At 70.9% G+C, this 25,300-nt stretch carries 20 protein-coding genes and 1 pseudogene; 8 read left to right on the top strand and 13 right to left on the bottom strand.

Features of this window, described 5'->3' with window-relative positions; all coding sequences use genetic code 11:
* Nucleotides 1–72: 72 nt before the first annotated feature.
* The 4 genes from egtD to egtA are packed head-to-tail and all read right to left on the bottom strand — an operon-like array spanning nucleotide 73 to nucleotide 4,342.
* On the bottom strand, nucleotides 73–1,050 hold the full coding sequence (gene egtD, locus ACFWPA_RS03585) for an L-histidine N(alpha)-methyltransferase (protein ID WP_378505680.1): 978 nt from the start codon (nucleotides 1,048–1,050) through the stop codon (nucleotides 73–75).
* The gene (egtC, locus tag ACFWPA_RS03580; RefSeq protein ID WP_378505679.1) at nucleotides 1,047–1,817 is read right to left on the bottom strand and encodes an ergothioneine biosynthesis protein EgtC; all 771 of its coding nucleotides are present in this window, start codon (nucleotides 1,815–1,817) and stop codon (nucleotides 1,047–1,049) included. The genes egtD and egtC overlap by 4 nt, the downstream gene beginning before the upstream one ends.
* Nucleotides 1,810–3,120 (bottom strand): ergothioneine biosynthesis protein EgtB, encoded by a 1,311-nt coding sequence (gene egtB / locus ACFWPA_RS03575; RefSeq protein WP_378569654.1) that lies wholly within the window; start codon nucleotides 3,118–3,120, stop codon nucleotides 1,810–1,812. Before egtB ends, egtC begins: the two co-directional genes overlap by 8 nt.
* Nucleotides 3,113–4,342, bottom strand: a complete 1,230-nt coding sequence (gene egtA, locus ACFWPA_RS03570) for an ergothioneine biosynthesis glutamate--cysteine ligase EgtA (protein ID WP_378506030.1) — start codon at nucleotides 4,340–4,342, stop codon at nucleotides 3,113–3,115. The genes egtB and egtA overlap by 8 nt, the downstream gene beginning before the upstream one ends.
* A gap of 158 nt (nucleotides 4,343–4,500) precedes the next feature.
* Between egtA and ACFWPA_RS03565 the strand changes: the two genes are divergently transcribed.
* Nucleotides 4,501–5,670: an aminotransferase class V-fold PLP-dependent enzyme gene (locus tag ACFWPA_RS03565; protein ID WP_378505677.1), complete on the top strand. Its 1,170-nt coding sequence runs from the start codon at nucleotides 4,501–4,503 to the stop codon at nucleotides 5,668–5,670.
* Nucleotides 5,671–5,695: 25 nt separating this feature from the next.
* Here the strand turns inward: ACFWPA_RS03565 and ACFWPA_RS03560 are convergent, their stop codons facing one another.
* Nucleotides 5,696–7,519: a flavin-containing monooxygenase gene (locus ACFWPA_RS03560; protein ID WP_378505676.1), complete on the bottom strand. Its 1,824-nt coding sequence runs from the start codon at nucleotides 7,517–7,519 to the stop codon at nucleotides 5,696–5,698.
* Nucleotides 7,520–7,679: 160 nt separating this feature from the next.
* Between ACFWPA_RS03560 and ACFWPA_RS03555 the strand changes: the two genes are divergently transcribed.
* The 5 genes from ACFWPA_RS03555 (at nucleotide 7,680) to ACFWPA_RS03535 (ending at nucleotide 13,345) form a co-directional block, all read left to right on the top strand.
* On the top strand, nucleotides 7,680–8,975 hold the full coding sequence (locus ACFWPA_RS03555; protein ID WP_378569653.1) for a GAF domain-containing protein: 1,296 nt from the start codon (nucleotides 7,680–7,682) through the stop codon (nucleotides 8,973–8,975).
* Nucleotides 8,976–9,151: 176 nt separating this feature from the next.
* The gene (locus tag ACFWPA_RS03550; protein WP_378505674.1) at nucleotides 9,152–9,772 is read left to right on the top strand and encodes a 50S ribosomal protein L25/general stress protein Ctc; all 621 of its coding nucleotides are present in this window, start codon (nucleotides 9,152–9,154) and stop codon (nucleotides 9,770–9,772) included.
* A 94-nt stretch (nucleotides 9,773–9,866) separates the two neighbouring features.
* Nucleotides 9,867–10,445: an aminoacyl-tRNA hydrolase gene (gene pth / locus ACFWPA_RS03545; RefSeq protein WP_378505673.1), complete on the top strand. Its 579-nt coding sequence runs from the start codon at nucleotides 9,867–9,869 to the stop codon at nucleotides 10,443–10,445.
* 143 nt (nucleotides 10,446–10,588) lie between these two features.
* On the top strand, nucleotides 10,589–11,698 hold the full coding sequence (locus ACFWPA_RS03540; protein ID WP_378569652.1) for a flavin-containing monooxygenase: 1,110 nt from the start codon (nucleotides 10,589–10,591) through the stop codon (nucleotides 11,696–11,698).
* A gap of 18 nt (nucleotides 11,699–11,716) precedes the next feature.
* Nucleotides 11,717–13,345, top strand: a complete 1,629-nt coding sequence (locus ACFWPA_RS03535; protein WP_378505671.1) for a LuxR C-terminal-related transcriptional regulator — start codon at nucleotides 11,717–11,719, stop codon at nucleotides 13,343–13,345.
* Nucleotides 13,346–13,349: 4 nt separating this feature from the next.
* Here the strand turns inward: ACFWPA_RS03535 and ACFWPA_RS03530 are convergent, their stop codons facing one another.
* A complete protein-coding gene (locus ACFWPA_RS03530; RefSeq protein WP_378505670.1) occupies nucleotides 13,350–14,984 on the bottom strand; it encodes a fatty acyl-AMP ligase in 1,635 nt (544 codons plus the stop codon).
* A 218-nt stretch (nucleotides 14,985–15,202) separates the two neighbouring features.
* On the opposite strand from ACFWPA_RS03530, the gene ACFWPA_RS03525 reads away from it, so the two are divergent.
* Together ACFWPA_RS03525 and pnuC are read left to right on the top strand one after the other, a co-directional pair.
* The gene (locus ACFWPA_RS03525; protein WP_378505669.1) at nucleotides 15,203–16,861 is read left to right on the top strand and encodes a peptide chain release factor 3; all 1,659 of its coding nucleotides are present in this window, start codon (nucleotides 15,203–15,205) and stop codon (nucleotides 16,859–16,861) included.
* Nucleotides 16,861–17,523, top strand: a complete 663-nt coding sequence (pnuC, locus tag ACFWPA_RS03520) for a nicotinamide riboside transporter PnuC (RefSeq protein ID WP_378505668.1) — start codon at nucleotides 16,861–16,863, stop codon at nucleotides 17,521–17,523. The genes ACFWPA_RS03525 and pnuC overlap by 1 nt, the downstream gene beginning before the upstream one ends.
* A gap of 27 nt (nucleotides 17,524–17,550) precedes the next feature.
* Here the strand turns inward: pnuC and ACFWPA_RS03515 are convergent, their stop codons facing one another.
* The 7 genes and pseudogenes from ACFWPA_RS03515 to ACFWPA_RS03485 all read right to left on the bottom strand — a co-directional run bounded on the left by ACFWPA_RS03515 (nucleotide 17,551) and on the right by ACFWPA_RS03485 (nucleotide 24,607).
* On the bottom strand, nucleotides 17,551–18,342 hold the full coding sequence (locus ACFWPA_RS03515) for a hypothetical protein (RefSeq protein ID WP_378505667.1): 792 nt from the start codon (nucleotides 18,340–18,342) through the stop codon (nucleotides 17,551–17,553).
* A gap of 275 nt (nucleotides 18,343–18,617) precedes the next feature.
* Nucleotides 18,618–19,472 carry an SDR family oxidoreductase gene (locus ACFWPA_RS03510; RefSeq protein ID WP_378569651.1) on the bottom strand — a complete coding sequence of 285 codons (855 nt, stop codon included), beginning with the start codon at nucleotides 19,470–19,472 and terminating at the stop codon, nucleotides 18,618–18,620.
* 31 nt (nucleotides 19,473–19,503) lie between these two features.
* Nucleotides 19,504–19,995, bottom strand: coding sequence for a nuclear transport factor 2 family protein (locus ACFWPA_RS03505; protein WP_378505665.1), 492 nt, complete (start codon nucleotides 19,993–19,995; stop codon nucleotides 19,504–19,506).
* Nucleotides 19,996–20,113: 118 nt separating this feature from the next.
* On the bottom strand, nucleotides 20,114–21,892 hold the full coding sequence (locus ACFWPA_RS03500) for an ABC-F family ATP-binding cassette domain-containing protein (protein ID WP_378569650.1): 1,779 nt from the start codon (nucleotides 21,890–21,892) through the stop codon (nucleotides 20,114–20,116).
* Nucleotides 21,892–22,827: a 4-(cytidine 5'-diphospho)-2-C-methyl-D-erythritol kinase gene (locus ACFWPA_RS03495; protein WP_378505663.1), complete on the bottom strand. Its 936-nt coding sequence runs from the start codon at nucleotides 22,825–22,827 to the stop codon at nucleotides 21,892–21,894. Before ACFWPA_RS03495 ends, ACFWPA_RS03500 begins: the two co-directional genes overlap by 1 nt.
* A gap of 142 nt (nucleotides 22,828–22,969) precedes the next feature.
* Nucleotides 22,970–23,164 carry a hypothetical protein gene (locus ACFWPA_RS03490; protein WP_378505662.1) on the bottom strand — a complete coding sequence of 65 codons (195 nt, stop codon included), beginning with the start codon at nucleotides 23,162–23,164 and terminating at the stop codon, nucleotides 22,970–22,972.
* Nucleotides 23,165–23,217: 53 nt separating this feature from the next.
* Nucleotides 23,218–24,607, bottom strand: a pseudogene (locus ACFWPA_RS03485) (wax ester/triacylglycerol synthase family O-acyltransferase).
* Nucleotides 24,608–25,300 lie beyond the last annotated feature (693 nt).

Raw genomic sequence — 25,300 nt, 5'->3', positions numbered from 1 at the left:
TCCGTGGTCTGAGTCCCCGAGCCGGATCCGTCGAAGGCCCCCTCAGCGACGACGGATCCGGCCTCGGTGCAATCAGACCCGATCGGCGAGGACGAGCGCGAAGCGCTCCCGGGGATCGGTCCACACCCGATCACCCGCGAAGCCCGCCACGTCGAGTTCCTTGCGGATGCCGTCGACGTGCAGCTTCGCCGAGATCTCCGTCCGCATCTGCTCCCCCTCCGTGAAGCTCACGTCCAGGTCGAGCGCCGGAATCCGCACCCGCATCGGGGCGAGCGCCTCCACCCGCATCTCGATCCACTCGTTGCGTGAATCCCACAGCGCCACATGACGAAACCGGTCCGGATCGAAGTCCGCACCCAGCCGGTCATTGAGCACCGCCAGCACGTTCAGGTTGAACCGTGCCGTCACCCCCGCCGCATCGTCGTAGGCCGGAACCATCACCGCCGGGTCGGTCGCCAATCCGACCCCGAGCAGCAGCTGCTCGCCCTCGTCGAGCACGCCCGCCACCGAGGCGAGGAACTCGGCACGCTCGTCCGGAACAAGGTTGCCCAGCGTCCCCCCGAGGAACGCGATCATCCGTTTGCCGTCCCGCGCCCGCGGCAGGGTGTTCAGGGTGTCGGTGAAGTCGCTGACCACCCCCCGGACCGCCAGCGACGGGAAGTCACGCGCCAGCTCGTGCACCGACGACTCCAGCGCCGCCACCGAGAAGTCCTGCGGGACATACTGCTCCAGGGTTCCGTGGTCGGTGAGCGCGGCCAACAACAGCCGGGTCTTCTCCGACGACCCCGCCCCCAATTCCACCAGCACCTCTGCCGAGGCGGCCGCCGCGATGTCCGCGGCGCTGACCCGCAGCAGTTCCCGCTCGGTCCGCGTCGGGTAGTACTCCGGCAACCGGGTGATCTCCTCGAACAGTTCGCTGCCATGCGCATCGTAGAACCACTTGGGTGGCAGCCACTTCGGTGTCGCCGTCAACCCGATCTGCGCGTCGGTTCGCAGGTTCGCCTCCACCTGCTCCGGCACCAGGTGCACCTCGATCGTCGGCTCGATCATGCCCGTCCCGCCCCTTCCCACTCCGGTATCGCCAGATCGGTGATCTCCAGGTGCCCCGGACGCGCCTGCACCGCGTGCCCGTCCGGCACCGCAACCCAGCCGTCGCGGTCATCGGTCGGTTCCGACGCCACCACCGCGCTTGACTCGTCCACCCGCACGGACAGGGCATGATCGACGGCCGTCGCCCACACCCCGGTACCATCGCTGAGCAGCAGATTCAGCCGCGAGCGCGGCGCCGCCGCCACGACCTCCACGACCAGCTCGCGCAGCGCGTCCGCGGGCGACGACACCGCGAGGCGGCGCCGCAGCAGGGTCCACAGCAACGCCGAATCCGTCAACGCGGGCATCGTCAGCAACTCCACCGCGGGCAGCCACTCCGCGATCGCCGCGACGGACCCCGGCCACCCGGCTATCCGCCCGTTGTGGCTGAATACCCACCGTTCGTGGAGGAACGGGGCGCACGCCTCCCGCGACAGCGGCATCCCCTCGGTGGCCGACCGGACCGCACCGACGACCGCGGACGACCGCACCTGCGCGAGCACCCCGACAACCGCGGGATCCGACCAGATCGGGCTCGCGTTGTGGTACGCCACCGCGGGGGCGGCGCCGTCCGGCCACCACGCCGCGCCGAATCCGTCGGCGTTGACCGTGCCGCCGCCCCGCATGTCGGTCGGCGCCCAGGACTGCCGGAGCAGGCTGTGGGTGCCGCCGGTGATCACCTCGGCCACCGACCTCGGCGGGCCGACATACGCCAGATGCCTACACATCGCGCGCACACCGGAAGCCGGCGAAGATCTGCCTGCGGATCGGGTGGTCCCAGTTCCGGAAGGTGCTCCGGCACACCACCGGGTCGGTGCCGAACGACCCACCCCGCAGCACCCGGTAGTCGCCGCCGAAGAAGACCTCCGAGTATTCCCGATACGGGAACGCCGCGAATCCCGGATAGGGGCGGAAGTCCGAACTCGTCCACTCCCATACGTCGCCGATCAGCTGGTGCACGCCGGACGGGGACGCCCCGCCGGGGTAGGCACCGACCTCCGCCGGCTCAAGGTGCCGCTGCCCGAGATTCGCATGCTCCGCGGTGGGTTCGGCATCGCCCCAGGGGAATCGGCGGGATCGTCCCGTCGCCGGGTCCCACCGGGCGGCGAACTCCCACTCCGCCTCCGTTGGCAGTCGACCCCCCGCCCACCGCGCGAAGGCCTGCGCCTCGAAGTAGCAAACGTGCGTCACCGGCTGCCGCGGGTTCACCGGGGTCATCACCCCGAACACCCGACGCCACCAGGTGCCGGAGGTGTCCCGTTCCCAGAACTGCGGCGCCTCGAGCGACTCGTCCGACCGGTGCGCCCAGCCCCGAGTGCTCCACAGCTCGGGGCGGTCGTAGCCGCCGTCGGCGATGAATTCCAGGTAGCGGGCGTTGGTCACCGGAGCCGCGTCGATCACGAAGGGCGGCAGCGAGACCCGGTGCGCGGGCCGTTCGTTGTCCAGCGCCCAGGGATGGGTGGAGGTGCCCAGTTCGAACTCGCCGCCGGGGAGCGTCACCTCTCCGGCGACGTCCACAACCGCGCCGGGGGCGGGGGCCGCCGTCAGCACCGGGGTGCCGCTGCGCAACTGGTGGGTGGCGAGCATCGTCTCGTCGTGCTGCTGTTCGTGCTGGGCGATCATCGCGAACGCGAACCCGTCCCGCTCCAGGCGTCGGCCCGCCAGCGGTGAGCGGTCCAGAACGTCCCACGTCATCTCCCGCACCTGCCCGACGTAGCCGCGTGCCTCACCCGGATCCAGCAGCGGCAGTGACGGTCTCGCGGAGCGCGCGTGCTGGAACGCGTCGTAGAGGTCGTCGATGTCACGGCGCAGCGGAGCACGCCCGCCGACGTCCCGAACTAGCCACAGTTCCTCCTGGTTGCCGATGTGCGCGAGATCCCACACCAGCGGGGACATCAGCGGGGAGTGCTGCGCGAACAGGTCCCGATCGTCGACACACTCGGTCAGCGCTCGACTGCGGTCGCGGGCCCGGGCCAGGTGCCCGGCGAGCGTCGCCCTGATCCGCTCGGGTGTCGCCGTCTCGTCATGCATCGGCGACCGCCTCGGCGACCGAGCGACCGCGACGACATCGGCGGGCCGCTGCGGCGAGGTCCCCGGCACAGGACTCCGCTCCTTCCGCGGCGAGGTCGAGGAGATCCGCTGCCACGGAACGAATCTCCCGATCCCGGAGGCCGAACTCGGCGGCATCCCGCCAGCGTCCGACGGTCCCCGACGCCAGCACCGTCGCCGCCGCGACCGTCCGCGGATCGCCGAGCAGGGCACCGAGCGCCGCGATCGGCACCCGCCACAGGCCGCCGGGCTGAGCGTCGAGATACCGCACCTCGACGTGTCCGCCCGCGCGCACCGGAGGGAACAGGGTGGTCAGGTGGTAGTCCAGGTCGTCGCGATCGGGTCGCCGCCCGATCTCCGCGTCGAGTTCCCCGTCGAGCCACGCCGCGAAGCTGGCGTCCCGGTCGAGCGACCAGTCGTCACCGCGGCCGCCGCACCCGTTTCGCACGCACAGCAGTGGGGCGTCGAGCGCCCACCGCGCGTAGCCCGCGATCGGCTCTGCCATCGGGGGTGGGGAGGTGCGGCCGTGGTCGAGCTCGAACCAGGTCCGCATCCGCTGCGACGCCCACTCGCCGTCGGGAGCCCCCCGCAGCCTGGGGGAACACGCGAACGCGGCGAGCAACGCCGGCCCCATCGCGTGCAGTGCCGTCCAGCGGGCCGCCACGTCCGCCGGATCCGCGCCGGCATCGACGCTGATCTGGGTGGCGGTGGTGTTGCACATCATCAGTCGACCGAACGGACCGATCCGGTCGAAACGTCGTTGCATCGCAGAATATCTGGGGGCGGGAAGGATCCGCTGGGCACGCCGCTCCACGTCCGCCGCCGCATCATGCATCGCGATCCCGGACCGGTCGAGCAGTCCGCGCAGGTGCGCGGTGTCCGAGGCGAGGGCCTCGCACAGCTCCGCCACCGACGGCAGTGGGGGGCTGGAGAGTTCGATCTGGCCGCCCGGCTCGAGGGTGACGCGGCTACCCGCGGGCAGCGGATCCGCAGGCGAGCGGGCATCGACGGTGGTCGGGGCGTGCGATCCGAGCGCGGCCCGGAAGTCGGCGAGGGCAGGGCGGTGGCCGTCGGGTGATCGGGTCAGCCATTCCAGTTCGGCCCCGATCAGGCGCGGCGGGCCGAGTTTGAAGCAGACGCCACCGACATAGGCCTCCGCGGCGGCCCTGGTGGTGAGCCGACCGGGTCCCGTGTGGGTCGCCATGGTCATCGCCTGCTCCGATCATCGGACGGCACTCGTGCGGCAGTACGGATCGCAGAACGTGACCGACACTAGACCGGTTCCGCCGTCCGTGTCACCCGCGCCACCCGGAACGCGCGGGTAGCGTCGATGCCAGCCGGCGACCAGCGTGGGAGGACCCGATGCTCGATCAGGACCGCGTCCGTACCGACACCCCTGGCTGTCTGGATCGGGTGTTCCTCGACAGTGCGGGGTCGTCGCTGCCCCCGACCCCGGTGCTCGAGGAAACGGTCGCGCACCTGCGGCGCGAGGCGGAGATCGGAGGTTACCTGGCCGCCGCCGAACGCGCCGACGACCTCGCCGAGGTCAAGCTCGCGCTGGCCCGGCTGCTCGGGGCGCAGCCGTCCGACCTCGCGCTGGTCGAGAGCGCAACCCGGGCCTGGTCCGACTTCTTCTACGCGGTCCCGCTGACGGCGGGCGACCGGATCCTGATCACCGAGGTCGAGTACGCGAGCAACGCGATCGCCGCGTTGCAGCGGGCCCGCGCGTCGGGGGCAAGCGTCGAGGTGGTGCCGTCCACCCCGGCAGGCGACGTCGACCTGGACGCGCTGCATCGGATGCTGGACGAGCGGGTGCGGATCGTCTCCCTGGTGCACGCCCCGACCAACGGCGGACTGCTCAATCCCGTCAGGGAGGTCGTCGATCTCGCGCACGCGGTCGGCGCCCTGGTGCTGCTCGACGCCTGCCAGTCCGTCGGCCAGATCCCGGTCGACGTCGGCGTCCTCGGGGTCGACGCGTTGTCCGCCACCGGGAGGAAGTGGTTGCGGGGCCCGCGGGGCACCGGGTTCCTGTACCTGCGACCCGAACTGGCCCGGACGATGGAGCCTGCCGCGCTCGACCTGCACGGCGCGCAGTGGGCGGAGGCGTCCGGCTACCGGCTCGCCCCGGACGCGTCCCGGTTCGAATTCTGGGAGTGCTCGGTCGCCGGGCGTCTCGGGCTCGGCGCGGCGGTGCGGTACCTGCTCGCCCTCGGCGTCGACGAGGTCGCGGCCGCGGTGTCGGCGCGGGCCGAGTTCGCCCGCACCGAGCTCGCCTCGCTCCCCGGGGTGACCGTCCGCGACCTCGGCGGCCATCGCAGCGGCATCGTCTCGTTCACCGTCGACGGCGTCGATCCGGCCACCGCACGGGAGATGCTGGCGGAGAAGAACATCACGGTGACCGTCAGCGGTCGGGGCTCGACCTACGTGGACATGACCCGACGTGGACTCGACGGTGTCCTGCGCGCGTCGCCGCACTACTTCAACACCTTCGAGGACCTCGAACGCCTGGTCGCGGCCGTCGCGGGGCTGTAGCCACCCGCGACGGCCGCGCCCCGCCTCAGCTGAGGTGATGCACCTCCGCCAGCCCGTACACGGGGGTGGGGATGCCCTCGTACCGGGCCTTGAGTTGCAGCGCCAGGTACAGCGAGTAGTGCCGCGACTGGTGCAGGTTGCCGCCGTGGAACCACAGCGCCTCCTGCCGGGTCGGCTTCCACATGTTGCGCTGCTCGCCCTCCCACGGACCCGGATCCTTCGTGGTGTCCGACCCGAGACCCCAGCACTTGCCGACCCGGTCGGCGACCTCCTGCCCCATCAGGTCCGCGGCCCAGCCGTTCATCGAGCCGTAGCCGGTCGCGTAGACCACCACGTCGGCCTCGAGTTCGGTGCCGTCCTCAAGGATCACCGACGTCTCGGTGAGCTCCCGGACGTTGCCGTGTGCCAGCGCGATGTCGCCGTTCGCAACGAGTTCGGCGGCGCCGACGTCGATGTAGTAGCCGGACCCGCGCCGCAGGTACTTCATGAACAGCCCGGAACCGTCGTCGCCGAAGTCATGGTCGAAGCCGACCGCCTCGAGCCGATCGTAGAAGTCCCTGTCCCGCTCGCGGATCGCCTGGTAGATCGGAATCTGAAACTCGTGCATGATCCGGTACGGGAGCGACGCGAACGTCAGATCCGCCTTGTGCGTGGTCATTCCGGCGGCGAGGGCTCGTTCCGAGTACAGGTCACCGAGGCCGAGGTCCATCAGCGAATCCGACTTGACGATGTGCGTCGAGGACCGCTGCACCATCGTCACCTCCGCGCCGTGCTCCCACAGCGCCCCGCAGATGTCGTGGGCGGAGTTGTTTGCACCGATCACGACGGCCTTCTTGCCCGCGTAGGCGTCCGGACCGGGATGCGCGCTGGAGTGGTGCTGGTCGCCCCGGAACTTGTCCATCCCGGGGAAGGTCGGCACGTTCGCCTTGCCCGACATCCCGGTCGCGAGCACCAACTGCTTGGGCCGCAACGTGATCGGTTCACCGTCGCGTTCCACCTCGACCGTCCAGGTGCCCGTCTTCTCGTCGTAGGACGCGGACGTGCACGTGGTCTTCGACCAGTACGGCACCTCCATCACCTTCGTGTACATCTCCAGCCAGTCACCGATCTTGTCCTTCGGCGCGAACACCGGCCAGTTGTCGGGGAACGGCAGGTACGGGAGGTGGTCGTACCAGACCGGGTCGTGCAGGCACAGCGACTTGTAGCGGCCCCGCCACTGGTCGCCGGGCCGGTCGTGCTTGTCGAGCACCAGCGTCGGAACCCCGAGCTGACGCATCCGCGCCCCCAACGCGATGCCGCCCTGCCCGCCGCCGACGATCACCACGTACGGCTGCGCCGTGTATCCGAGCTCGCGGTCCTCGATCTCCCGCTGCTCCGCCCAGGTGACCCGGTCCCGGTCGGCGCCGTGCGCTGCCCCCTTCGGCCTGCGCGCGCCCTGACCCTCCTCGTGCCCCTTCAGCTCCTGCAGGGTGGTCAGCAGCGTCCACGCGAGATCGTCGCGCAGGCGCAGGTGTCCCTCCCCGCGGCCGGTGGCGGTCTCAAATGCGATCCAGGCGGTGACCACCCCGTCCGCCTCGGTCGGCTCCTCGAGGACGCGGAAGCCGGACGGATCGGTGTCGTCGAGCCGGTCCCGCAGCATCGCCGCGACGCCCTCGCGCCCCTCGACCGTCTTGAGGTTCCAGGTGAACGAGACGAGGTCGCGCCAGAAGCTGTCGGTGGCGAACAGGCCTGCCGCGGCCGCCACGTTCCTGGCCGCGAGCGCGGTCTCGAACGCTGCCAGCCAGGCGTCGACGCGCTCCCGCGGGGTGCCGGTGCCGGGTGTGGTGACCGGATCGAGTGTCTGGGTCATGACGCCATCCTTCCGTTGGTGCTGTGATGCAGAGCACACTCTCGAACGCGACGGCGGACAAGCGTTGCAGCGCGTTGCAGCACCGGCGCGGGGCATGTGACACCCGACACAGGGCGGGCATATGCTCGCGGAACCACCAACGAAGGCGGAGGTCGTGGGGATGGTCGGCGCACCCGGATTCGGCGCGATCACGCCGGGGACGGACCTGTCCCGGCACGCGCGCGACCTGGTCCGCATGCACGACGCCGTGATCGGAGGCGGCCGCCCCGCACTGCGGCCGCGCGCGGTGGTGCAGCGGTCGTGGCGTCGGGTCCTCGAATCCGGGCTCGCACCGGACGGCGGCAACACCCGCACGCTGCTCCCCCTCGACGAGATCGAAAACCGCAGGCGCCGGTCCGCGCTGGCCGAGGTGATCGCCGACCTCAACCGGGTGATCGCCGCGGTCGCCGAGGCGTCGCACATGCTGATGGTGGTGGCCGACGCCGACGGCATCATTTTGTGGCGGTCCGGCTCGGCCAGGGTCCGCGGTCGGGCCGACGCGCTCGGCTTCCTGGAGGGCGCCGAATGGACGGAACGAACGGTCGGCACCAATGCGATCGGCACCGCCCTCACGGAAGGCGCACCGGTGCAACTGTTCTCCGGTGAGCACTTCGAGCAGACGCAGCACCCCTGGTACTGCACCGCCGCCCCGATTCACGACCCTCGCACCGGCGACCTGCTCGGCGTCGTCGACGTCAGCGGCCCGGCCCTGACCCTGCACCCGGCGGTCACCGCGCTCGTCGAGACCGCGGTGCGGCTCGCGGAGGCGCAGCTGTGGCGGCATCACGAGGCGCGGCTCGACCGGCTGCGCGCCGTTGCGGCGCCCGCGCTGGCGTCGACGTCGGGGCCGGTGCTGCTGGTCGACGATAACGGCTGGGTCGCGCACTGCGCCGGGGTCGCGGCGACCAAGCGGATCCCGGCTCCCAGCGCGGACCGCACCCTGACCGTCCCCGGGCTCGGCGTCTGCACGCCCGAACGCGTCGGCGACGGCTGGCTGGTGCGGCAGGCCGGCCCGGACACCCGCATCACGATGGAACTGGACCTGTCCGGCCCGCCGGTCGTCGTCGTGACCGGCGACGACGCCACCTGGCGGGCCCCGCTGTCGGGCAGGCACGCGGAGATCCTGCTGCTCCTGCACCACAGCGGCCGCGACGGCCTGTCCGTTGCCGACCTCAGCACCGGCCTCTACGGGGACCCCGACCACGCCGTTGCGGTGCGCGCCGAGATCTCCCGGCTGCGCCGCGTCCTCGGCTCCGTCGTCGACGGTCGGCCCTACCGTCTCGCGGGGTCGGTGCAGTTCACGGTCGCCCTCGGCGACGTCGACCGCCTCGCCGACAGCACCTTCCTCCGACGGTCCACCAGCCCCGGGGTGCGGGCACTTGCCCGGCAGTGGCGGCCGCCCCGCCCCGTCGGGTAAGCTGTCTCGCGTTGTCTCGGCGAGGGTGAACCCGCTTACGCAGGCTCACCGTGATCGACGCGGCCATGGCTGATTCCCAACGAGCACCTGCTCCGGGGCCGTGCGCGTCCGTCGCCCCCCGTTCGAGATGACATCCGACTTGCAAACACTGATGTGATCCGTAGGAGCCGATTCCCATGTCGACAGATGTCAACAACCTCAAGGCCGCCGTCCGCACCGAGTTCGGCAAGGGTGCCGCCCGTCGCGCCCGCCGCGACGGCAACGTGCCCGCCGTGCTGTACGGCCACGGCACCGACCCGCAGCACCTGAGCGTGAACGCCCGCGAGTTCGCCGCGATCCTGCGCGCGCACGGCACCAACGCGGTCGTCACCCTGGACATCGAGGGCACCGAGCAGCTCGCGCTGACCAAGTCGGTCGTCGTCCACCCGATCCGCCGCCACATCGAGCACGCCGATCTGCTGGTCGTGAAGAAGGGCGAGAAGGTCACCGTCGAGGTGCCCGTCGTCCTCACCGGTGAGGCCGCCTCCGGCACCCTGGTCACCCAGGACGTCACCACCATCAAGCTCGAGGTCGAGGCCCTGCACATCCCCGAGCAGGTCGAGATCTCCATCGAGGGCGCCGAGGCAGGCACCCAGGTCCTGGCTGGCGGCGTCGAGCTGCCCACCGGCGCCACCCTCGCCGACGACGCCGAGCTGCTGCTCGTGAACATCGTCGAGGCCCCGTCCGCCGAGTCCCTCGAGGGCGCGGGCGAAGAGGCCGCCGCCGAGGCAGCCGAGGGCGAAGCCGCAGAGGCCTGATCCACCCGCTCGGACCACATCAGTTGACGTCGACGACGCGTCGCCCGCACCGGGCGGCGCGTCGTCGCGCATTCGAAGGACAGGACCGTCAGCGTTGAGCGACTCGACCGACACCGCCCTCGTCGTCGGGCTGGGTAACCCCGGACCCCAGTACGAGAAGACCCGGCACAACATCGGATTCATGGTCGTCGACACCCTCGCCGCCAGGGAACGGTCCCGGTTCAGCGCGCACAAGAAGTCCGGATCCGACGCCGTCACCGTCCGGCTCGCCGGCCGTCAGGTGATTCTCGCGAAGCCGCGCTCCTACATGAACCTGTCCGGGAAGCCGGTCGCCGCACTCGCCCGGTTCTTCTCCGTCGCACCGGCGAATCTCGTCGTGGTGCACGACGAACTCGACCTCGACTACGGCACGCTGCGGCTCAAGCTCGGCGGCGGCGAGGGCGGCCACAACGGGCTGCGCTCGATCTCGCAGGCCCTCGGCACCAAGGACTACCTGCGCACCCGGGTCGGCATCGGCCGACCGCCGGGCCGGATGGACCCCGCCGACTACGTGCTCAAGCCGTTCTCCTCGGTCGAGCGGAAGGAACTGGACCTGGTCCGCGAGGAGGCGGCCGACGCGGTGGAGTTGCTGCTTCGCGTCGGCCTCGAAACGGCACAGAACCAGCTGCACTAGGCGCCCCGCGCCCGTGAGTCCTTCTGGCCCCCCTGTGGGCCGAAAGTACTCACGGAGGTGGGGCGGCAGATGGGTGATTCGCCCGACGCGCGCAGCGGCCCCCACTTCCTAGCGTGGAGTGTCCACCGACACGGGAGGACACCATGACCGCGCAGCACATCGAGACGCTCATCGTCGGGGCCGGACAGGCTGGCCTGGCCACCGGCTACCACCTGCAGCGGCGGGGCCGGGACTGCCTGATCGTGGATCGGCAGGACCGGATCGGCGACAACTGGCGCCAGCACTACGACTCACTTCGGCTCTACACGCCCGCGAAGTACGACGGCCTGCCCGGGCTGCCGTTCCCCGCGGAGGATCGCTGGCACTACCCGGGCAAGGACGAGGTCGCCGACTACCTCGAACGCTACGCCCTGCACTGGGACCTTCCGGTGCGGCTGAGCACCGCCGTGAACCGGCTCACCTCCCGACCCGGCGGCGGGTTCGCCGCCTCGCTCGACGGCGACACCATCACCTGCGACAACATCGTCGTCGCGACCGGCACCTTCGGCCGCACCGCCCACGTCCCCGACGTGGCCGCCGAGCTGTCCCCGGACATCCGGCAACTGCACTCGAGCGACTACCGGCGCCCCGGCCAACTGCTCCCCGGCCCGGCGCTGGTGGTCGGCGCGTCGCATTCCGGCACCGACATCGCCTACGAACTGGCCGGCACGCGTGCGACTACCCTGGCTGGACGGGACTGCGGTCAGATCCCGTTGCCGTGGGATTCGCGCCGGATCCGGCTCGCGCTCCCGGTCCTGGTGTTCGCGTGGCGGCACCTGCTCACCCGGCGGACCCCGCTCGGCCGCAAGGAGATGACCGCGATCCGCTTACACGGCGGACCGATGCTCCGGGTCAAGCGCGCGGACCTGGCCCGCGTCGGCGTGCGCCGGACCACCGCCCGGGTGTCCGGGTCCGTCGACGGCCGGCCCGCACTCGAGGACGGAAGCGTCCTCGACGTCCGGAACATCGTGTGGTGCACCGGGTTCCGTCAGGTGTTCGACTGGATCGAGCCGCCGGTGATCGGCGACGACGGCTGGCCGCGCGAGTATCGGGGCGAGGCGGCGGACGTACCGGGGCTGTACTTCTGCGGGCTCAGCTTCCAGTACGCGTTCAGTTCCATGGTGTTTCCCGGCGTCGGACGGGACGCCGACTACGTCGCGCGCAGGATCGCCGACCGCACCGGCATCCGCCGGCCTGTTCAGCAGGCTGCCTGATCGCCGTATCCTCGACACGTGGGCGTGGTCGAACGCCTGGTGCGGGCGCGGGAATCCTACGAACGCCGAGAATGGGTCGCGGCGTACGAAGCGCTGAGCGATGCCGCTGTCGCCACCGCCCTCGACGGAGACGACTTCGCCCGGCTGGCAGCGGCAGCGCACCTGACGGGCCGGAAGAACGACTGCGTCGCCGCCTGGCAGCGCGCCTGCCAACTGCGTCTCGAGTCCGGCGACCGGACCGGGGCCGCTGGCTGCGCGGTCCAGCTCGCAATGCTGCTGCTGACCACCGGGGAGGTGGCGGTCGGCAACGGCTGGGTCGAGCGGGCGCAGCGACTGCTGGCCGAGGTGCCCGGCGACGTCGTGGAGCGCGGATACCTGCAGATCGCGCTGATGTACCGCAGCCTGTCCGCCAGCGACTTCGCCAACGCGGCCGCCCGCGCCGACGACATCGTCGCGCACGGCCGACGGTTCGAGGACCCCGACCTGATCGCGATGGGCCTGTCCGCGCGCGGTCGCCTAGCCCTGTACGCGGGGGCGGTGCCCGAGGGCGTCGCCCTGCTCGACGAGGCGATGGTCGCGATCTCCGGCGGCGAGGTGTCGACCGTCTTCGCCGGTTACGTCTACTGCACGGTCATCGAGGGCTGCCAGGAGATCGCCGACATCGGCCGGATGTCCGAATGGACGATGGCGCTGACCACCTGGTGCGAACGTCAGCCCGGCCTGATCGCTTTCGCCGGGCAGTGCGCGGTGCACCGCGGGCAGATCATGCGCTGGCGCGGCGCCTTCGATGCTGCCCTCGAGGAGTTCGACGTGGCCGTGCGCCGCTACCTGGCGGCCGACACCCCGGTCGCCGCCGGACTGGCGACCGCCGAACGCGCGGACGTGCTGCGGTTGCGTGGCGACTACGACGCGGCCGCCGCCGCGTACGCGCAGGCAGTCGAGTACGGGCACGAGCCGCAGCCCGGCATGGCGCTGCTGTGGCTCGCCCGCGGCCGCACCGCCGCGGCCCTCGGCGCGGCCCGGCGGCTGCTCGCCGAACGCGCCGACCCCGTGCACCGCTGCTCGGTGCTGCCCGCCGCGGTCGAGATCCTGCTCGCCGCCGGCGAGATCGACGAGGCGTCGGTATGCGCCGCGGAGCTGTCCGCGACGGCCGAACGCTTCGGGGTCGACGCGGTGCGCGCGGCCGCGAACGCGGCGGCGGGGCGGGTCGCCGCAGCCCGATCGGAGCCGGCCACCGCGATTGCCCATCTCCGCCGGGCGGCGCGCGGCTGGCACGACCTCGGGTCCCGGTACGAGGCGGCACGCTGCCGGGTCCGGATCGGCTGCGCGCTGCGCGACCTCGGCGACGAGACCTCCGCGATCACCGAATTCGAATCCGCCAGAAGGTGTTTCCACACCATCGGCGCCGCCCCCGCCGAGCACGAGGTGGACATGCTGCTGCGACCGGCCACACCCGGCGGGCTCACCGCTCGCGAACTGGAGGTGCTGCGGCTCGTCGCCGCCGGCCGAACCAACCCGGCGATCGCCGCCGAGCTGGTGCTCAGCGAGAAGACGGTGGCACGGCACCTGTCGAACATCTTCGGCAAGCTGAACGTCACCTCCCGGACCGCTGCGGCGGCGTTCGCGTTCGCGCATCACCTGACCTGATCGGTCATCCACGCAGCAGGGCGGCCGAATGGGAGCGGCGCAGCTTGCCGGAGGACGTCTTCGGGATGCTGCCCGGCCCGAGCACCGCGACCGTGCGGGGCCGCACCCCGATCTCGGTGACGACGGCGTGCACCACCTCGTGCTCGATGCGTCGCACCTCCGCCGGGTCGTCGATCGCGTTGGTCTCGACGGCGACGGCGAACGACTCACGCCGGTTCCCTGCGTCGAGCCGCACCGCGACCGCGTTGCCGGGGCGCACGCCGCGGACCGTCAGCGCGGCCCGTTCGATGTCGGTGGGATAGACGTTGCGGCCGCCCATGATGATGACGTCCTTGACCCGGCCGCACACCACGACGAGACCGTCCTCGGTGAAGTACCCGACGTCACCGGTGCTGAGCCAGCCGTCCGCGTCCTGCGCGGGACGCGGGCCGTCGACGGTGAGGTAGCCGGGTGTGACGGACCGGCCGCGGACCTCGATCACCCCGACGTTCCGTGCGGGCAGGTCCCTGCGCTCCTCGTCCACGACGCGCCCCTCGAGGTCGGACACCACCTTGCCGAGGGTGACCATTCTGCGTGCGTTGTGCCGCGTCGATGGGACGGCGCTGCGCATCGCGTCAAGCAGGTCGGGATCGACGAGGTCGAGGACCATCCCCCGCCCCGGCGACGGCAACGACACCGCGAGCGTCACCTCCGCCATCCCGTAGGTCGGGGCCAGCGCCGCCGGGTCCAGACCGAACCGCTCGCCCGCCGCGGCGAGGGCAAGCATGGTGTCCGCGTCCACCGGTTCGGCCCCGTTGAGCAGGCAGCGCATTGACGACAGGTCGTACGCCCCGTCGGGCGCCTGCTCCAGCCGCCGCGCGAGCAATGAATACGCGAAATTCGGTGCTGCGCTCACCGTTCCGCGGTATCGACCGATCAGGTCCGCCCACAGCAGCGGGGCGTGCAGGAAGTCGAGCGGGGTGACGACGACAACCTCGGCGCCCATCTGCATCGGCAGGGTGAGGAAGCCGACCATGCCCATGTCGTGGAAGAGGGGCAGCCAGCTGATCATCACATCGTTCTCGACGTCGACCTTGAGCCGGTTCACCATGGCGCACGCGTTCGCGTAGAAGTTCGCGTGCGTGATCCGCACCGCCTTCGGCGATCCGGTGGATCCGGATGTCAACTGCTGCAACGCCACATCGGATTCGTGCGCGTCGAGTGCGTCGACCGGATGTCCGGCGAGCAGCCGGTCGACGGGGAGGACGGTGATTCCGCGGGCCGCGAGGACGGGCGCGGCCGCGTCGAACGGGGCACCGAGCACCACCGCGTGCGCACCGATCATCGTCACCACGAGCTCGGTGTCCCGTGCCCACACCTCGAGGTCGGTGCGGGGGGTCGGCTGGTGCAGCATCGTGACCGCCGCGCGGCGCATCCAGATCGCCTGGCATACCGGGGCGATGTCGGCGGGCAGCCCGGCAAGGACGGCGACCGCGTCGCCCGGTCCGACGCCCGCCGCGCCGAGGCCGCCCGCCACCCGTCGAGCGCGGAGGTGGATCCGACCCCAGGTCTGCCGCACCGGGGCATCGGGTTCACCGGTGACCAGCCCTCGACTGCTGGTCACGGAGGTTTCGTACATCTCGTCGGTGAATCTGCTCATCGCGCACTCCCCACCGGGTCCCCACACGCACAACCCTCGATCGCCGCTGTTGTGTTATACGTCACACGGGCCGTGGTGTTACACCCAAAGCATGCGCCCGGGTTCGGTGATGCGTGTCGGAACGGACGATCCCGCTGCGGGTAACCTGGAGAACCGGCGTATCGCCACTGCCCGCACGCCCGACGAGCAGACCCCAGTCCGTAGTGAGGAAGATTTCGGTGACCGAGCCCGCGTCGACGACCGCCGCCCCCGACAAGTCCGTCAAGGCGCTCGCCGCGGAGGCCGGGCGCAGGCGCACCTTCGCGGTCATCTCCCACCCCGACGCGGGCAAGTCGACGCTCACCGAGGCGCTCGCCCTACACGCGAAGATGATCGCCGAGGCGGGTGCCGTGCACGGCAAGGCGGGCCGCAAGTCGACGGTGTCCGACTGGATGGAAATGGAGAAGGCGCGCGGCATCTCCGTCAGCTCCACCGCGCTGCAGTTCAACTACAAGTCCCCCGAGACCGACCCGGACGAGGAACCGAACGTCGTCAACCTGGTCGACACCCCCGGCCACTCCGACTTCTCCGAGGACACCTACCGGGTGCTCACCGCCGTCGACGCCGCGGTCATGCTGATCGACGCCGCGAAGGGTCTCGAGCCGCAGACCCTCAAGCTGTTCCAGGTGTGCCGGCACCGCGGCATCCCGGTCGTCACCGTGATCAACAAGTGGGACCGGCCCGGCCAGTCTCCGCTGGAACTGCTCGACGAGATCCAGGACCGGATCGGCCTGACCCCGACTCCGCTGTACTGGCCGGTGGGCATCGCGGGCGACTTCCGCGGCCTGCTGCGCCGCGGGGCGGACGGCGCCCCCCGCGAGTATGTTCGCTTCACCCGCACCGCTGGCGGCGCGAAGATCGCGCCCGAGGAGATCCTCGATGCCGACCTCGCCGCCGACCGGGACGGCGAGGCGTGGGCGACCGCGGTCGAGGAGAGCGAGCTGCTGTCCGCGTCCGGGCAGGACCACGACCAGGAGATGTTCCTCGCCGGCCAGACCTCGCCGGTGATCTTCGCGTCCGCGATGCTGAACTTCGGCGTCCGGCAGATCCTCGACACCCTCGTCGCGCTTGCCCCGTCGCCGGGGGCCCGCGACGACATCGCCGGGGCCCCGCGCGAGGTGACCGACCCGTTCAGCGCTGTCGTGTTCAAGGTGCAGGCGGGCATGGATACCGCCCACCGGGACCGGCTCGCGTTCATGCGCGTCGTGTCCGGGGTCTTCGAACGCGGCATGGTCGTCACCCACGCGCAGACCGGCAAGCCGTTCGCCACCAAGTACGCGCAGACCGTGTTCGGTCGGGAACGGTCCACCGTCGACAGCGCCTACCCCGGCGACGTCGTCGGCCTCGTCAACGCGACCGCGCTCGCCCCCGGCAACACCCTGTTTACCGAGACCAAGGTGGAGTTCCCGCCGATCCCGTCGTTCGCCCCGGAGCACTTCTCGACGCTGCGGGCGGAGAGCGCGAGCAAGTACAAGCAGTTCCGGCGGGCCGTGGAACAACTCGACTCCGAGGGTGTGGTGCAGATCCTGCGCAACGACATCCGCGGCGACGCGTCGCCGGTGATGGCGGCCGTCGGGCCGATGCAGTTCGAGGTCGTCGCGGCCCGGATGAAGGCCGAGTTCAACGTCGAGGCGCGGATGGAGGGGTTGCCCTACCAGCTGGCGCGGCGCACCGACGCCGAGTCCGCCGTCGAACTCGGCCGGCAGCGGGGCGTCGAGGTGTTCACCCGTTCCGACGGCGTCATGCTCGCCCTGGTCAGCGACAAGTGGCGGCTGCAGTACATCCAGAAGGAGCACCCCGACCTGACCCTCGAGCCGCTCGTCGCCACCGCCGACTAGTGAACCCGCTCGTCGCGCTGTTCGACGCCCAACTGCACCTCGGCGGCGCGACCATCCTGTGGCGCGAGATCATCGGCAACGGGTTCGGCATCGCGTCCGCGATCGGCGGCATGAAGCGGGTGCTGTGGGCGTGGCCGATCGGCATCGCGGGCAACGCGCTGCTGTTCACGGTGTTCATGGGTGCGCTCTTCCACACCCCGCAGGAGCTGAACCTGTACGGGCAGGCCGGACGGCAGCTGATGTTCATCTCGGTCAGCGTCTACGGCTGGGCGCGATGGCTGCGGTCCCGGCACGAGTCCGGGCAGGCGGTGCTGCCGCACTGGGCGCCGCGCCGCGACCGGGTGCTGCTGGTCGCGGCGATGGTGCTCGGCACGGCGGTGTGTGCGCAGATCTTCGAGCGGATCGGCTCGTACGGGCCGTGGCCGGAGGCCTGGATCTTCACCGGGTCGCTGCTCGCCACCTACGGGATGGCCCGCGGCTGGACCGAGTTCTGGCTGATCTGGATCGCGGTCGACGCCGTTGGTGTTCCGCAGTTGTTCCTGGCCGGCTACTACCCGTCGGCGGTGCTGTACCTCGTCTACGGCGCGTTCGTGGTGTGGGGATTCGCGGTGTGGCTGAGGATTCAGCGGCGCCACCCCGACCGGTGTGGGCCCCAGCCATGACGGTGGGGCCCACACCCGCGGCTGCGGTCAGTTGCTCCCGCTGCTGCCGTCGCTACCGGAACTGAAGCCCGACAGGGTCTCGAAATCCCAGGTCGTGCATCCGAACCGGATCTTGTCCACGAACTGCGTGCTTGCCGCCGCCCCGGAGCCCACCTGGACCCCGTAGTTGGTGATCTGGGCCTCGGGGTTGGCATCCTTGATGGTCTGGAGCGAGACCGGGGTACGTCCACTCGTCCCCGCAATATCGCGGGTGCTCCACCACTGACCGTCCTCGAGGTTCGAGTAGCTCTTCCACTGCCCGGCCGCGGGATTGCCACCGTTGTAGCGCGGCTCCCAGACGAGCGAGGTGAATCCCACGTCGTGGCCGTCGCCGCCGGAGTCGGTGCGCTCGGCACCGATCACCCGCAGCTGGTAGGACGGCCCGACATTACCGTCGAGGAACATATCCATGCCCAGACCCTCGGCCTGCACAAGTGCAGTGTGGGTGGGGTGCAGGAAGGCGACCACGTCCGAGGGTCCGTCGACCCCGACGTCGAGCGAGCCCGCGCCGGTCCCGCCCGAAACACCCTCGGGGTTCTCGGCGAACTGCGGTGCCCTCGAGCTGTCGGGATGCCAACCCCACTGCAGGAAGGGATACACCGTGGTCGTTCCGCAGAACAGGCTGCCGGTCGAGTTTCCGGTCCAGCTGCTTCCCTCGGCGCTGCCCCCGAGACTGCCCATGTCCAGGGATTGCGCTGCCGCCGGGGGCGCCGCGGCGACGAGCCCTGCCGCCGCGAATGCGGCCGCGGCCCCACCGATCCAAGTGTTCCACTTCGCCATGCGTCCTCCAACGTCTTCGCTCGGGAAGGCACACGCCTCCGCGAGGCTTTCGTGGTTGCGGATTCGTGACTTGTAGGCGCCTACGGTGGTGAAACGTAACACGACCGATCGGCCTGCGCCGGGTACGCGGCACGCCGAGACCAATCCGTCACCCCGCGAATGTGCCACGACTGGAATGACTTTCGCCAGGCCAGGTGAATGTCGACAGTTCACCATCGGACACCGTCGAGACTCGATTCGGGTGGGCGGCGGCGTGTCCCGGCGGATCTACCGGCTCAGATCCCGGTGCGGCGCACCAGCGCGTCGGCGATGCTCGGCGACACCGAGCCGACGAGCCGGAGCAGTTCGGCGTAGCCCGGCATCACTTCGACCGGCCGGGTGCGGACGGCGTCGACCAGCCAGGAGGCCGCCTGGTCGGCGGTGAGCGCTGGCATCGCGTCGTAGTCCGCGGTCGGGGCGATCATCGGGGTCCGGATGAGCGGGAAGTGCACCGTCGTGACCGCGACCCCGCGGCCGGCGACCTCCGCGCCGAGGTCCCGACCGAAGGCGGCGATCGCGGCCTTCGACGCGTGGTAGGCCGCGAACTTCGGCATCACGCCACCGGGCACGCCCCACGTCGCGACGTTCACGACGTGCCCCCGCCCCCGGTCGAGCATCCCCGGCAGCAGGGCCAGCGTCAGCCGCACCGGACCGAAGTAGTTGAGCGCCATCGTGCGTTCGTAGTCGTGGACCCGGTCCACCGTCTCGGAGACGGGCCGCCGAATGGAGCGGCCCGCGTTGTTCACCAGCACGTCCAGCGGCCCGTGCTCGGCGTCGACCCGCGCCGCCAGGTCGGCGATCGCATCCGGGTCGGTGAGGTCGCACGGGATGCTGTGTGCGGCCCCGCCTGCGGCCCGAATCCGGTCCCGCACCACCGCCAGGTCGTCGGCGCCGCGCGCCACCAGGATCACCTCGGCCCCGCGGTCGGCGAAGGCCGTCGCCGCGGCCTCGCCGACACCGGAGGACCCGCCGGTGAGCAGGATCCGGGTTCCGCGGATCGGGTGGCCGCGGCCCGGCAGCACCGCGGAGGTGAGGGTGCGCAGCGACGGGAGCGGTTGCAGGGCAGCGCGGGTGACGATCTCGGAAATCATCCGTCGAGTGTGCATCGCCGCGCCGCGCCGGTCACGACGGCGATTCGGCTTCGGCCTGCGGGGTGATCGCCATTGCCCAGCGGTTCGAGGTCAACTGCAGGCTCGGCATGTCGGCAAGCGAGATCACCAGTTCGTAGGTTCGTTCATACCCGGTGTGCGCGATCCGCCACTCGCCGGACTCGTCGCGGGCATAGCGGTCGTGATAGAAGGCCGCACCGCGCAACAGCATTCCGTCCTCCGGGATGATCACCGTGTCCGCGAGCACCCACGTTCCGGCCGCGGAGTCGCCGGTGATGTCGATCTCCGGTTGCCCGCACAGATGCTCGGTCAGCACGTGTGGTCCGAGCGTGATCTCCATGAACGAGCACAACGCATCCCGGTCCTCGAACCGGAGGTGCTCACCGTAGGTGGCGGTGGCGTCGGGGAGCAGCGTCTCCCGAAACAGCTCCCAGTCCTTCGTGTCCAGCGCCCGCGTGTAGCGATGCTTGAGTTTCGTAATCTCCGCGAGTGCCTCGAGATCCATCACGCGCGCCTTTCACGACGGGACCATGAACGCCAGGACCGACCCGCCCGTCAGCCTAGTCGTCTTCCCGCCCGCTGGCGCACCGAACACGTCCGCCGTCATTCACCCGGTGGAGTCGTCAGTCGAGATCCGCGGCCAACTCCATCCAGCGTTCCTCCGCGGATTCCTTCTCCGCCACCACCGCGCGCAGCTCCGCGTCCAGCTTCTGCAGTTCTCCCGGATCGGTGGCGGCCGCCGCCAGCGAGGCGTGCAGCGTTGCCTCCCGATCGGACAGCTTCGCGACCTGCCGTTCGATCCGGCTCAACTCCTTGCGCGCGGCCCGGTCGGCCGCGCCGTCCCGCACCGAACTCGTGGTTGGCGCACTGACCGGCGCCGGACCCGGCGCGGCCGCCCGGTCAACGGCTGCCCTGCGGCGCAGGTATTCCTCGATGCCGCCGGGCAGGTTGGTCAGCCTGCCGTCGCCGAACAGCGCCCAGGTGGAGTCGCAGATCCGCTCGATCAGGTACCGGTCGTGGGAGATCACCACGAGGGTGCCCGCCCAGCCGTCGAGGATGTCCTCGAGCTGCTGCAGGGTGTCGATGTCGAGGTCGTTGGTCGGCTCGTCGAGCAGCAGCACGTTGGGTTCGCCCATCAGCACCCGGGTCAGCTGCAGGCGGCGACGCTCGCCACCGGACAGGTCCCCGACCGGGGTGCGCTGCCGTGCCGGGGTGAAACCGAGCCGCTCGGCCAGCTGACCGGCGGACATGTCCTTGTCCCCCAGCGTGATCCGCTCGGCAACGTCCTTCACGGCGTCGAGCACCCGCATGTCGGTGGGCAGGTCGTCGAGTTCCTGCCGCAGCCAGCCGATCGCGACGGTCTGGCCCTGGATGCGCCGACCCGCCGCCGGCTCCAGCTCACCGGCCAGGTTGCGCAGCAGCGTGGTCTTGCCGGACCCGTTGACCCCGACCAGACCGACCCGCTCACCCGGCGCGAGCCGCCAGGTCAGGTCGTGCACGAGTTCCCGGCCGTCCGGGGTCGTCAGCCGGGTGTCCTCAAGTTCGATGACGACGCGGCCGAGCCTGCGTTTGGCGAACGACGCCAGCGCGACCGTGTCCCGCGGCGGCGGCACATTCGCGATCAACGCCTCCGCCGCCTCGACCCGGTACCGGGGCTTGGACGTCCGTGCCTGCGGGCCGCGGCGCAGCCACGCAAGTTCCTTGCGGGCCAGGTTCTGCCTGCGCTCCTCGGCGGCGTCGGCCTGCCTGGCCCGTTCGGCGCGCGCGAAGATCCAGTCGTTGTAGCCGCCGTCGTAGCTCTCGACCTTGCCGCCGACGACCTCCCAGGTCCGGGTGGCGACGGTGTCGAGGAACCAGCGGTCGTGGGTGACGACGACCAGTGCGCTGCGCCGGGACAGCAGGTGCTCCGCCAGCCACTGCACACCCTCGACGTCGAGATGGTTGGTCGGCTCGTCGAGCACCAGCAGGTCCAGGTCCTGCACCAGCGCCGCGGCCAGCGCGACCCGACGCCGCTCCCCGCCCGACAACCCCTCCACGCCCCGGTCCAGTCCCACCGCGTCGATGCCGATGCCCGCGAGGATGGACCGGATCCGTGCGTCACCCGCCCACTCGTGCTCGGCCATCCCCAGCGGCGCCAGCACCACGTCGGCGACGGTCGCGCCCGCCGGGAGGACACCGCGCTGGGTCACGACCGCCATCCGCAGATCCCCGACCCGACTGACCCGGCCGGAGTCGGGTTCCTCGAGACCGGCGAGCACCTCGAGCATCGTGGTCTTGCCGCCGCCGTTGAGGCCGACGACACCGATTCGTTCGCCCTCCTCGACGCCGAGCGAGACCGAGTCGAGCAGGGGCTTGATGCCGAACGACTTCGACACCTGCTCCAGGTTGATCAGATTCGCCATCAGTGTTCCGTTTCCCGCTCGTCGTCGATGATGCGTGCGCCGGGCACCGGCCCGTGCGCGACCCGGACCGTGCGGCACACGCCTGCCCCCGCCAGTTCGGCACCGACCGCGACCGCGGAGTCCGCGTCGGCGCAGAGGAAGGCGCAGGTGGGGCCCGAGCCGGACACGATGCCCGCCAGCGCGCCCGCGGTGGTCCCCGCGCGCAACGTGCGTCGCAGCTCCGGCTTGAGGGACAGGGCGGCGGGCTGCAGGTCGTTCCCGAGCAGCGGGGCGAGCTGGCCCGGATCCCCCGCGGCGAGCGCCTGAATCAGGTCCTCGGCACCGCCGATCCGCGGCGGGGCGCCCACCGCGCGCAGCCGATCGAGTTCGGCGAACACCGCAGGCGTGCTCAACCCGCCCTTTGCCAGCGCGAGCACCCAGTGAAAACTGTTGCGCGACAGCACCGGAAGCAGCTCTTCGCCCCGGCCGGTCCCGAGCGCGGTCAACCCGTGCAGCGTGAACGGGACGTCGCTGCCGAGTTCCGCGCCGAGCACGAGCAACTCGTCGCGATCGAGGCCGAGCCGCCACAGTTCGTTCAGCCCGACCAGCGTCGCCGCCGCGTCGGCGCTTCCGCCGGCCATCCCGCCCGCAACCGGAATCCCCTTGACAATCGTGATCGCGACCTCCGGGGACCGCCCCGCCCGCCGGGCGAGCAGTTCGGCGGCCCGCCACACCAGGTTGCTGCGATCGGTCGGCACCGCCGCCGCGTCCTCGCCCCGCACCCGGACCGACAGGGTCTCGCTCTCGGTGAGCACGACGTCATCCCCGAGCGACAGCGCCTGGAACACCGAGGTCAGGTCGTGATAGCCGTCCTCGCGCAGGTCACCGACTCCCAGGTGGAGGTTCACCTTCGACGGCGCACGGACGGTCACCGGGCGCGGAACTACGGACAGCACGGGGACCCAGCCTAGTGGAGGCCACCCGGGCCCAGCACCGGACCGGGCACGGCCGCTGGACATCGGCCGCGCCGCGGGCGACCTGCCGGGATCACTGCCACACCGAAGTCACCTGTGCTGCCGCGAATCTCGTCGATCCGGCTCAGATCATGACACCGGCGAGGCCGACCCCCGCGACGGTTCCTCCCGCGATCAGCAGCGCCAGCGGCGCCGACCCGGTCATCACCGCGGCTGGCGTCGCGGCCACCGCCGCGGAGGTGAGCGCGATGACCGTGGACGATCGCATGCGGGTGTCACCGCGGCGGGGGCGGTGCCTGCCGTGTGCGCTGTGGTCCATGTCGGAACTCCTTCCTGCCGAGGTCGCGGACCCGCCGGCATGGACGCAGGTGGTCACAGGCCCACCACCCGTTCGAGTTCGGCGAGTTCGGTGTCGAGGTGGTCGAGCAGCGGCGCCAAGGCCGGAACGGTGCGCCTGCACCCGGTGAGGCCGAACGCGATCTCGCTGTCGGTGCTGGTGCAGGTGATGTTGAGGGCCTGCCCGTCCACCGGGATGGACAGCGGGTACAGCGCGGTCATCCGGGCGCCGTTCCAGTACAGCGGGGCGCGCGGACCCGGCACGTTGGAGATCATCACGTTCGCCGGGCGGATCGGACTGTGGCGGCCCAGCACGATCCCCAGCGCCAGCGGCGCGACCCCCAGCGCACTCATCGCCCGGATCTGGGTGGCGCTCCGGGACCGCATCGCGTCCTTGCCGTCGGCCATCGCCGCCCGGACGACACCGAGCCGCTCCTCGGGATCGGCGAGATGGGTGCCGAGATTGCAGGTGAGCATGCCGATCTCGTTGCCCTCGCCGCCCCGGTGCTGCTCGTTGCGCAGCGACACCGGCACCATCGCGTGCAGCGGTTCGGCGGGCAGCGCGTCGATGTCGGCGAGGAAGGTCCGCAGGGCACCCGCGCACATCGCCAGCACCACGTCGTTGATCGTCGCGTCCGCGCACTTGGCCACCAGCCGCAGCCGTTCCAGCGGCCACGACCGGGCCGCGAACCGCCGGGCACCGCCGATCGGCACGTTGAGCAGCGACGACGGCGCGGCAAGTGCCAGGGTTCCGCCGCGCCCGTGCACCGCCCGATCGACCGTGTCGACGAGCGCGGGCACCAACCCCATCGCCTCACCGATCGCCGCCCGGGCCGCCCGCGCCGCCGCGCCAGCGAGGTCGGCCGCGCCCTCCGCCGCCGCGGCCGGAACCAGCTCCAGCCTCGGCGCTGCCGGCTCCCATGGCGCGGGCATGTCCCTGGCGTCCTGATCCTCGCTGAGGGCCGACCGCAGCAAGCGCATCGCCGCGACACCGTCGGCAAGGGCGTGATGGATCTTCGTGTACACGGCGAACCGTCCGTCCGCGAGGCCCTCGATCAGGTGCATCTCCCACAGCGGCCGATCCCGGTCGAGCAGGCTCGCGTGCAGGCGCGACACCAGCGTCATCAGCTCGGCGACACCACCGGGCTGGGGTAGCGCATCGTGCCGGACGTGATGCGCCAGGTCGATCTGCTCCTCGGTCTCCCAGCCCCACTGCCCGAGGGTGGTCAGGGATCGACGCGGGCGAGACCGCAGCCGCGGCGAGACCCAGTCACGCTCCAGTGCGGCGTCGAGCATGTCCCGGACGTCGCGGGCACTGCCGCCTTCGGGCGGCTCGAACAGGACCAGTCCGCCGACGTGCATCGGATGCTCCCGGGATTCGCCGAGCAGGAACATCGAGTCGGTGGGGGGCCATCGGCAGGAGCATGGTCAACCAATCAGGTCCGGTGTGGTGATGTACGTCACCTCGGGTCACAAACAAATGTGATAATGGTCACGGTTCGATCATGATGCTGTTTTTCTACAGCATCGAGCGCTAGGTCACCACCTGGGCGAACGTTCAGAATGCTCCGTGTCGTCGATCCGCGCACCGAACGCCCGCGTCGACGGAAGCCGCACGGGCGCCCGGCGCGGCGCTCACCTGCGGCGACACCAGGTGCGGCGCCGACCGCGCTACTCCGGGTCACAGAAAGCCCACGCTGTGGGATCGCGGCGCGTGGCGGATCGCTACTGACGAGTACGCGCAAAGCTACTCGAAAGTAGCCATTCGGGAACGCCGACCCCACCCGATCTGTATGCGAATACCGTTGCGGCAAAACGATGTTGAGTGACCCGTAACGACATGACAGCGCCACCGAAATAATGCATGCTGGCTTATCGGTAGCGCCGTTCACGCACCGGAGGAAGCACCGGAATCCCACCGGTCGACCGTCGACCGCGACGACCTCCGCCCGCTCGGTGTGCCGGTGATCCAGCGGCCGTCCGTCCCGTCACGGGCAGTCGAGCGTCCCGCGCTCAAGCCCCGAGGTTCGTCGCCATGAGGTTTGTCGCGGTCGCGGCCTGTCCGCATCGGGTGCCCGTGCACGCGCGTGGACGACAACTGTGAACAAACGAGGTACGA

This window comes from Rhodococcus sp. NPDC058505 (assembly GCF_042720095.1).
Classification (GTDB): Bacteria; Actinomycetota; Actinomycetes; order Mycobacteriales; family Mycobacteriaceae; genus Rhodococcus_G.
Note: the sequence above shows the minus strand (reverse complement) of the source record. Positions and strands in the feature narration are given on the sequence as shown.